Here is a 9,251-nt window from a genome sequence, read left to right as displayed (position 1 = left end):
GGACAATAAGATATTTTAAAATTAAAGCATACTATCTTGATGATTATGGAAATGTTCTTGACACAGATATTGATAATGATTTAGAAGATTTATTACCTGGAATGTCCAAAGAATTTGAAATTATGCATAAAAACAACCCTGATTATGATAGAGTTAGAGTTGAAGTTGATGAAGTAAGAATAAAATAACGTGCTACAACAAAAAATATAGTGCATTTGGCAGATAGTGCTAAATATGAACATGATAGCAATAAATATAATTAGTAGTAGTTTGAAAATGAAGTGTTTCAAAATGCCAAACGCACCATATTCAAACCGTTGCCGGCGGGTAATTATTGGGGGCCTCATGACTCCTGGAGGGTTCGGCGAAGGCTCCCGGATCATTGCGATACCGGGACAGGTGTACCTTCGTCGGATTAAAATTAAGCTTTCAGCTTATTTCGCACGTATTTCAATCAGCAAATTATCATTGGTAGATGGAAGTAGCTACAAGCTACAGAATAGAACGACGAAGGTACAACCTTCGCCGAACACAACAGTTTAATTAGTACTGAGTAGATAGTAGTTAGTAGATAGTAATTAGTTGGCGGTCAATAATCATTGGCATTATATCTACAAACAAACCTTACCCTGGAAGCTCACCACTACTAACTACTAACTACTATCTACTATCTACTATCTACTATCTACTATCTACTATCTACTAAATTCAAAACCATTTCTTCTTTCTGAAATACCAGATCATGCCGAGGGCCATCACGACCATCACACCCCAGGCAAGTATGTATCCGTATTTGTAATGCAGCTCCGGCATGTGTTCGAAATTCATACCGTAAATACCGGCAACGAAGGTGAGGGGGATGAAGATGGATGCCATGATGGTAAGTACCTTCATGATGTTGTTCATCTTGTTGCTTACCATGGAGTGAAAGAGATCTTGCAGTGAACCAAGCACCTCCCGGTAACTATCCAACTGATCGATCACCTGGATGATATGGTCATACAGATCATGAAAATAACGCAGAGTACCCCTGTTCACAATGCCATCGCCACATTTTTCGATATAACCGACTGCCTCACGCAAGGGATAAATAGAACGCCTTAACTCCACCATATGCGTTTTCATTTCCTGGATCTCAAACATCATTTCATCTTTGGTATCCTGGATGATCTGATTTTCGAGGTCTTCCATTTTGGTGGCCATCTGATCAATGATGAGATAGTACCGGTCCACCACTGCATCAAGGAGAATGTAGGAAAGGTAATCCGCCTTTTTCTCGCGTACTTTTCCGGTTCGGATTCGCTCCCGTATCGGATCAAAAACATCACCGGGTCTTTCCTGAAATGATATCAGGTAGTTCTTTCCCAACACAATGCTTACCTGCTCTGAGGTAATGGTACCATCCTGTGCATAATCGAGCATTTTCAAAGTAAAGAACAGGAAGTCATCAAACTCCTCGGCCTTGGGTCGGTGTTCGATATTAAGGATATCCTCGAGGATCAGGTTATGTATTCCGAATGTTTTTCCGATCTCCGAAATGGATTCCACATCATACAATCCATCCAGATTTACCCATAGGACACCATCCGCTTCAGGATCAGGTTTTTTCAGGGCATCAACAGACTTCACAGGATACTCATTACATGTATCATGGCTGTATTGAATGGCGGTGATATTGGCTTTCTCTCCGGTTTGGTTTCCGGTATAGATCAACGCACCGGGCGGCAATCCCGGCGCTTTGCGTTTGGCTCTGTTTTTTTTCTTTCTCATGTATTTTCTGCTATGGCATCGTTCGAATATATTGTTTTTTGCATTAGTTTTGGAGTAAAGTTGTCCCGATCCTCAAATGCAAAGGGACCATAGTGCGCAGAGAATAGACCATGAACTCCAGATCAGACGAGTACCTGATTGAAACCATTATCAACCAGGGGCAAACGGAGAATTTCAGCGAACTTTACAACAGATATCGGTCCAGGGTGTTGGACAAGTGCTTTGGAATGACCCGAAATAAAGCACTGGCGGACGACCTCACCCAGGACATTTTTGTAAAAGCATTGGAAAAACTTTCGGGCTTCAAAGGCCAATCCACGTTCTCTACGTGGTTATATGCCATTACCTATCATCACTGCATCGAATATTTGAGAAAGCATAAACGGGTTCGTTTTGACGATTGGGCATCGGTGCTTGATATTCCGGATGATGTGGATGATGAGGATGTGGCTCAGGTATTGGACCTGGCGGAAGAACGTCTGACATTGATCCTGGAGCTGTTGAAACCGGAGGACAAGGCCATCATTCTGATGAAATATATGGAAAGGATGACCATCAAACAGATCAAGGAAATTTTCCAGCTGTCATCTGAAAGTGCTGCAAAGATGAAGATCACACGCGCAAGACAGCGGATCGTGGCCTTGCATAACCAATTCTATACTGCTTTGGACACATGAATTTATCGCTATGCTCAGTGCGTGTTTTGTTGCGATGAATCCCTTATATTTATAGTAAACCAACTCAATCATTCACACGTTAACATTTATCCTGATTTACAGCCACCAAATCCTGGGTTATGAAAAAGGAAACTTCTAAGAAAAACGCGAAGAACGTCAAGACGGACAAGAAAGTCACAGATGGCGTGCCTGTTACCAAAGCAAAAGCACCCCGAAAGGAAAAGAAAAAGACGATATCCGATGATGACGATGATGATGCCTTTCTGGATGATTCATTCTCAGGCGGTTTTTTTGATGAAGATTACGACGACGAGTTTTAGGTCGCAGGAACCTTAACAAGGTAACTTCACATTTTATTTGTTCGTTTCGTAGACGGGCATTACCCTTGTTCACAAAAACAAGGTAGCGGAGATTTTGTTTATGAAACGAAAGTATGCTTATATCACTGGTCTGGTCGTTTGTGCCATGCTAGGAGGAGGGTTTTCTTCTGCTCCCCGTGTATCTGTATATCCTACCGATGCACCTGAAATCATGAACCGTATGATTGCCAGTGTGGATTCGCTCCGTACACTCCAGTTTCAGCTTCAGAATTGGGAACGGATTGATGGTGAATTGCTATACGGCCAGCAAAAAGTATGGATGCAGGTGGCGCCATTTCGTTGTTACCTCTATATGATCCAACCACAGCGAGGCTCGGAAATATTGTTCAATGGTACGCAGGGGAAGAGCGATATGATATACAATCCAAAGGGCTTTCCTTACATGAAGATGAACATCGACCCGTTGGGAGAGCTAGCCCGAAAAAACAACCACCACACTATTTTCGAACTGGGTTTCTCCTATTTTGTAGGGATCATGCAGCACTTAAGGGGACAACCTGATGTTGCTTTTACCCTTGAACCGGAAATCGTGGTAGAAGGGACGCCGTGTTATGTGATCCATTCACTCGTAAAGAATTATGGATATACGGACTACACTGTGCGAGAAGGAGAGGACTTGGTGGGTATTGCCAGAAAAAAACATCTGAACGAGTATATGATCCTGGAACTCAATAAAGAAAAGATTGACGACTATGAGGATGTAAAGGCTGGACAGCGGATTCGGATACCAAATGCCTATGCAAAGTGGTTTCGCATTGCAATCGACAAAAAAACCTACCTGCCGGTTGAGCAAAAAATATTTGATGAAAGTGGCCTGTTCGAAAAATACCTGATGACCAATGTGAAGATCAATTACGTCATCCCCCAGGCCACCTTTTCAGAAAGTAACCTGGGCCGTATCAAATAGGTATTGGATACTTCTCCATGAATCTCCGGGCAATACCGGACATCACATCAAACCCGAGTCTAACTTGCCAACCGGATCTTCCGGTTCGAATTTCCTTCCAGGTAAACCATCTTTTCCACGCTGATATAGCCCTTACCTGTTTGAAGGTATTTCTCCAGTTGCGCTTTCACCACAGGGCTCAGCAGGAAGGCCAGCGGTTGCTTCGCTTCCTTTTCTGACTTCAGCGCCTGCTTGATCACCTTGTTCCAATGACGGCTATGCATCAGACCGTCATGAGGAGCAATCACCAGTCTGCAACCCGGATCTCCGCACATACATTCCATATTGGACTCTATGTTCAGCAAACCATAGTCGCATGTAAGCTCATCACCAGCCTCAATGTCCCTCACTGCGATGTCAAACCCCCACGCGGTGCAAAGTGTGTTTGGGCTGCAATGGTGATTCACGTACTTGGCATGATCGACACTGAGTATGCGCCTGCCCTGCTCATCCCTGAAACTATACTTTTCAATATAGCTGCCCAGTCCCGGATGTTTAATCAGCGGGTCATCACCTGGTAAAACAATGTCCAGCGGATCAAGGGCGAAGACGATGGTTCCCTTAGGAATGCGTTTGGTCGCAAATACACCTACGCCTATGGTCTCGTTGATCTGTCGGATTTCTGTATCAGGATGGATCATAAAACTGTATCTGTTTGGTTTTACATTTAGACGCAGCAATTGGAAAAGGTCACTACTAAAAAACGAATTGTTGAAATAATATTCCATCCTGTTGAAAACAGCCACTATCAAAGGTTCCGGGAAGTACAGAATAATAACCCCGGGCCGGTACGGGGCATTCATTTTCTTCTCCACCCCCAATTTCAAAAAAGAAAGGTTATTTTAGCACTGGCAACCTATTACTGTTCGCGAACGAACCTATGTCAGAATTACACGAAAAGATCCTGATTGTTGATGACAACAGGATGAACATTGCTGCCGTGAGGGCAAGCTTGAAGGGTTTGGACTCCAACCACAAATTGTTGGAGGCAGAAACTGCTACTGAAGGAATACGGCTTGCCAAGAACGAGCTTCCGGACCTTATTCTCCTTGATATCCGCCTTCCGGACAAAGACGGGTTTGAGGTAGCCCGTGTACTGAAATCCAATAAAGCCACGGCCCATATTCCTATCATTTACATATCCGGTTTGGATGATGTTGATTCAAAACTGCGTGGATTCACATCAGGTGGCGTGGATTACATTATCAAACCTTTTTACCGGCAGGAAGTCCTGGCACGTGTAAAAACGCAGCTGAAGATTCATCGCCTGCAACAAAGTCTGGAAACCCGGAACCGGGAGATTAACGAAAGCATAGGGTACGCGAAACGGATTCAGGAAGCTTTTCTCCCGTCACAGGAGATCATGAAAAAACTGTTCCCATCACATTTTGTCTTCTATAAACCCAAAGACGTTCTCTCGGGAGACCTGTATTGGGTAAGGGAGTATCACGGTGATGTGATGGTTGCCTGTATTGATTGCACCGGACATGGCATTCCGGGAGCACTTATTTCCCTGGTAGGCATCAATCTCCTCAACAGGGCCGCAGGCGTAGAGGCAGACAAATCGCCAGCTGAGATTCTTCATGAAGTTGACAAGCGGCTGATCGACTCTTTGCATCAGAATGGAGAGAACGGAAACTCTCAGGATGGCATGGACATCGCTTTGTGTCGTATTGATAAAAGTCGTCGCAAAGTGACTTTCTCAGGTGCATACCGTCCCCTCATTCAGGTAAGCAATGGCAATATCAAGGAGTGGAAGGGAGATAAGTACCCTGTTGGCGGTACGCAACAGAAGAAGAAGGATTTCAGCAACCAGGAAATCACGCTGGAGAAGGGGGATGCACTGTATATGTTTACTGATGGCATCACCGATCAGTTCGGTGGACCTTCCGGAAAGAAATTAACCGCCAAACGTCTGCGCAAAGCATTTACAGACATGGGCACGCTGTCTCCCGATAAACAAAAGAAAGGCATCAAGAAGATGTTTGATGAGTGGCAGAACGATTTGGAACAAGTAGATGATGTACTTGTAATGGGGCTGTTCTTCTGATCAGCGAAGCTTATCTGCTTCAACTCTTAATTCCTGAATTGCTTCCGAGCAAACTTCCTTCATCTTACTAAGTAGCGCAGGAATTTCTTCGGTTTCCGTTTCTTCACCAGCCAATTTTTCAATGCGGCGGACCACTTCTTTCAGGTTATCAATTCCCATATAATCAATGTTGGGTTTGATGGTATGTGCCAGCGCTTTTACCTCCTGCCAATCCTGTTTCAACATATGATTTTCCAGTTGCTGGAGGTATTCCGGGATTTTGTCATTGAACAAGTCAATCATTTCAACCACAAAGGCTGGGTCTCCTCCAGAGAGGTCGTTGAGATATGATAAATCAGTCACAGGCATAACTGGGCCTTGTTGAAACGCATTATCCATGATTGGCTTTTTTATTTTGGTCTAGCATATCGAAGGTTTGTGGCGCCCGACTCAGTCCTGGACAGATTCGTTGGTTACAGTCGGAGACACCTCACCAAGATAGGCATTTTCACCTAAAAGCGTGTTAATCACTTTACTTTCTTGCTTGCGTCTTGCAACAGACAAACAATTTTATCTTTTAAAAGCGTTTCGTTAAATGGTTTAGAAATATAGTCATTCATGCCTGCTTTCAGACATTTTTCGCGTTCTTCCGGGGCAGCATGTGCCGTAATTGCCAGGACAGGCAAGCCGCTCTTTCCTGCATCCGCCAATTTTCGGATGGCCGCTGTTGCCTGATAGCCATCCATCTCCGGCATTTGAATATCCATCAAAACAAGCTCGAAGCCGTCACCCTGCACCTGTTCTACTCCTAACGCACCATTGTCCGCCAGGGTTACCTCCATGCCCCATTTAGAGAGGACTTTTTTGGCAAGCATCTGATTGATCTTGTTGTCTTCAACGACCAACACCTTCCTGCCTTTCAGTACATCGTAATCCTCTCCGGAAGCACTCTTCTCTTCTCTGCTTGAATGTTGAACGGATGCTTCTTCCATCCAGACGGAGAACGTAAAACTGCTTCCCAGGCCTTCCCGGCTTTCTACGTTAATCTGACCACCGAACAAACCGACCAACTCTTTTGAGATTGACAATCCCAGGCCGGTTCCGCCATATTTTCGTGTGGTGTCCCCGGATGCCTGTTCAAAACTTGAGAAGATGCTCTCGATCTTATTATCAGGTATACCTATTCCCGTGTCCGTTACCTGGAAATAAATGCATAGTTTATTTCCCTTTCGCTTCATGAGATTTACAGCTACAGATACGCCACCTTTCTCCGTGAATTTGACTGCATTCCCTACCAGATTCACCAAGATCTGATTCAGCCGTACCCTATCTCCCACCAACATGTCCGGAATATCGGAAGAAATATCCACCGCCAGTTCCAATGCTTTCTGGTCTGACAATATCTTCAACGACCTTTCCACGCTTTTCATGAAATCGCGCAAGCTGAATGTGGCCTTCTCGAGCACCACCTTCCCTGCTTCGATCTTGGAGAAATCAAGCACATCATTAATAATGGTGAGAAGGTTCTCCGCCGATATGTTGATCGCCTGCACGTACTCCATCTGCTCATTTGTGAGGCTCGTATCCTCCAGCAAACGCGCCATACCCATCACCCCATTCATAGGTGTTCTGATCTCATGACTCATGTTGGCAAGAAAAGTTGATTTGGCTTGTGTGGCGCTTTCTGCCTGCTCCTTGGCAATGGTAAGCGCCTCTTCAGCCTTCACCCTTTCAGTGATATCCCGGGCCACCGCCTGGAATTCCAATACCTTGTTCTTTTCAATGGTGGCTTCAACGTTCTGACCGATCCATATGTCCTTTCCATCTTTTGTCCGGATCTGGAATTCAAAATAGCTGGTAGGTACCAGATTCAGCAACTGGTTACGATAAAAACCCAGCACGCTGTCGCGGGAGTCAGGATGAATGACATCCATATAGTTCATCTGCATCATTTCCTTCTCACTGTAGCCGGTCATCCGCTTGGCAATTGGATTAACGTACGTGAAATCTCCCTGATAGTTGGTACGATAGATCAGGTCATGTGCATTCTCAACAATCGTGCGATATCGTTCTTCACTTTCCTGCAAAGCCTTGTTACCACGATCTACAGCACCCAACATCTCGTTGAAACCGTCGATCAGTACACCTACCTCGTCATCACCTCTTTTGTCGATACGAATGGAGTAATCCTTGTCCTTGGAAATCCTGCGGGCTGTATTCGCAAGCTTTAGGATCGGATCCGATATAAACTGCTGCAACCGCAAGGACACGAGGTATACGACCACCAGGGATACTGCCAGGATGATGAGAATGACAATCACCGATCGCCTAAGCGACGAGTGAAGTTTTGTAAGATTTGTTTGCAGGTATATGGTGCCTATATTCTCACCGGATTCTGCAATGGGAATGAAAACGTCCAGTTGGTCTCCATTGAAGATGTATCCTTCGTGTATATCCGGTATTTCACCCAAACCACTCAGCCCTGGCCGGATATACCTGCTGAACGGATTGCCATCGGCATCAAAGATCACGGCCCTGTCAATGTTGTTATCCGCTACAAGCGTTTTAAGCGATTGTGTACTGGTCAGGGTATCATAAAAGAGAATCGGGCTGGTGTTATTCTGACCCAATACTTCTCCCATGATCTGCACTTCACGGACCATCTCTTCCTGGGCACGTTTATATTCAAAAGAAAGGTATGCCGTGCAGGAAAGGATGAGTGTAATGCCGCTGACCGTCATGATGATCAGCATTAACTTTTTCCGGATCGATATGTTCCGGAAACTAAGAGCCATACGGTTTGATAATTTTGGCCAGCATCAATAATTTGGAACTGATGCGGATTCTATTCTGATCTGCCGTGACTTTGTTGATCTGAAACCCATATTTACTTTGCCGGCTGGAGAAGTTAATGATGCCTCCCAGTTGACAGAACTCTTCGATTTCATCGCCCACCGTTAAGATGGGTTTGTTCTTGATCGCGTTCAGGATCTCACGCAAGCGTCCGCGTTCGGAACCCGCCACAAACAGAATGTGGCAGTCATCTATTTCCTCTACTCCTTTATAGCGTTTTACCAACCAGCTGCGGCCATTCATGGCGCGGCCTTTCAAGGTTTTATCTAACACGTCTCCAAATGGATCATCCCCGATAATGCCTACAATAATTGGAGAAGTTGGAGACTGAAATGCCTTCTCCGGCCATTCCACAAACTTGCCGAAATTGAAAAGGAATGCCGCCTTCACCTCGTATTCGGAATAGGTTTGCGCATGCACCTTATGAGGGTTCAGCAGGCTACCCAATAAAACAACTAAAACCAATATGTATAACCTCCCTGGCAAACTATCATTTATCAGTGATCAATGAGATAACCGTTTTTCGGTTCTCTTCCGGTCTTCCGGTACGGTTTTCGCCGTGCCATTTGACAAGTATTTGTTCATCCTTCACGCCC

At 44.9% G+C, this 9,251-nt stretch carries 10 protein-coding genes; 5 read left to right on the top strand and 5 right to left on the bottom strand.

Annotation, left to right across the window (positions count from 1 at the left end):
* The coding region (locus KDD36_04690; GenBank protein ID MCB0395923.1) for an FxLYD domain-containing protein at positions 1-188 on the top strand (188 nt) is incomplete at its 5' end.
* 520 nt (positions 189-708) lie between these two features.
* Here the strand turns inward: KDD36_04690 and corA are convergent.
* Positions 709-1,770, bottom strand: a complete 1,062-nt coding sequence (gene corA / locus KDD36_04685) for a magnesium/cobalt transporter CorA (GenBank protein ID MCB0395922.1) — start codon at positions 1,768-1,770, stop codon at positions 709-711.
* 110 nt (positions 1,771-1,880) lie between these two features.
* Here corA and KDD36_04680 point away from each other — a divergent pair, with 110 nt between their 5' ends.
* The 3 genes from KDD36_04680 (at position 1,881) to KDD36_04670 (ending at position 3,734) form a co-directional block, all read left to right on the top strand.
* Positions 1,881-2,447: an RNA polymerase sigma factor gene (locus KDD36_04680; protein ID MCB0395921.1), complete on the top strand. Its 567-nt coding sequence runs from the start codon at positions 1,881-1,883 to the stop codon at positions 2,445-2,447.
* A gap of 119 nt (positions 2,448-2,566) precedes the next feature.
* On the top strand, positions 2,567-2,767 hold the full coding sequence (locus KDD36_04675; GenBank protein MCB0395920.1) for a hypothetical protein: 201 nt from the start codon (positions 2,567-2,569) through the stop codon (positions 2,765-2,767).
* A gap of 100 nt (positions 2,768-2,867) precedes the next feature.
* Complete coding sequence (locus KDD36_04670) at positions 2,868-3,734, top strand: DUF1571 domain-containing protein (GenBank protein MCB0395919.1); 867 nt, start codon at positions 2,868-2,870, stop codon at positions 3,732-3,734.
* A 59-nt stretch (positions 3,735-3,793) separates the two neighbouring features.
* Here KDD36_04670 and KDD36_04665 read toward each other — a convergent pair whose 3' ends face one another.
* Positions 3,794-4,414, bottom strand: a complete 621-nt coding sequence (locus KDD36_04665; GenBank protein MCB0395918.1) for an SET domain-containing protein-lysine N-methyltransferase — start codon at positions 4,412-4,414, stop codon at positions 3,794-3,796.
* Positions 4,415-4,653: 239 nt separating this feature from the next.
* On the opposite strand from KDD36_04665, the gene KDD36_04660 reads away from it, so the two are divergent.
* A complete protein-coding gene (locus KDD36_04660; protein MCB0395917.1) occupies positions 4,654-5,823 on the top strand; it encodes a fused response regulator/phosphatase in 1,170 nt (389 codons plus the stop codon).
* On the opposite strand, the gene KDD36_04655 is transcribed toward KDD36_04660, so the two are convergent.
* The 3 genes from KDD36_04655 to KDD36_04645 form a co-directional block, all read right to left on the bottom strand.
* On the bottom strand, positions 5,824-6,201 hold the full coding sequence (locus KDD36_04655; protein MCB0395916.1) for an Hpt domain-containing protein: 378 nt from the start codon (positions 6,199-6,201) through the stop codon (positions 5,824-5,826).
* A 128-nt stretch (positions 6,202-6,329) separates the two neighbouring features.
* Positions 6,330-8,597, bottom strand: a complete 2,268-nt coding sequence (locus KDD36_04650; GenBank protein MCB0395915.1) for a PAS domain S-box protein — start codon at positions 8,595-8,597, stop codon at positions 6,330-6,332.
* On the bottom strand, positions 8,587-9,120 hold the full coding sequence (locus KDD36_04645) for a YfiR family protein (GenBank protein MCB0395914.1): 534 nt from the start codon (positions 9,118-9,120) through the stop codon (positions 8,587-8,589). Before KDD36_04645 ends, KDD36_04650 begins: the two co-directional genes overlap by 11 nt.
* Positions 9,121-9,251: the final 131 nt, after the last annotated feature.

It is taken from the genome of Flavobacteriales bacterium (genome assembly GCA_020435415.1).
Taxonomy (GTDB): Bacteria; Bacteroidota; Bacteroidia; order JACJYZ01; family JACJYZ01; genus JACJYZ01.
Note: the sequence above shows the minus strand (reverse complement) of the source record. Positions and strands in the feature narration are given on the sequence as shown.

Coding starts and splice junctions, on each gene's coding strand:
- KDD36_04655 (MCB0395916.1), bottom strand. CDS start 6,201: ATGGATAATGCGTTTCAACAAGGCCCAGTTATGCCTGTGACTGATTTA.
- KDD36_04670 (MCB0395919.1), top strand. CDS start 2,868: ATGAAACGAAAGTATGCTTATATCACTGGTCTGGTCGTTTGTGCCATG.
- corA (MCB0395922.1), bottom strand. CDS start 1,770: ATGAGAAAGAAAAAAAACAGAGCCAAACGCAAAGCGCCGGGATTGCCG.
- KDD36_04660 (MCB0395917.1), top strand. CDS start 4,654: ATGTCAGAATTACACGAAAAGATCCTGATTGTTGATGACAACAGGATG.
- KDD36_04665 (MCB0395918.1), bottom strand. CDS start 4,414: ATGATCCATCCTGATACAGAAATCCGACAGATCAACGAGACCATAGGC.
- KDD36_04650 (MCB0395915.1), bottom strand. CDS start 8,597: ATGGCTCTTAGTTTCCGGAACATATCGATCCGGAAAAAGTTAATGCTG.
- KDD36_04675 (MCB0395920.1), top strand. CDS start 2,567: ATGAAAAAGGAAACTTCTAAGAAAAACGCGAAGAACGTCAAGACGGAC.
- KDD36_04680 (MCB0395921.1), top strand. CDS start 1,881: ATGAACTCCAGATCAGACGAGTACCTGATTGAAACCATTATCAACCAG.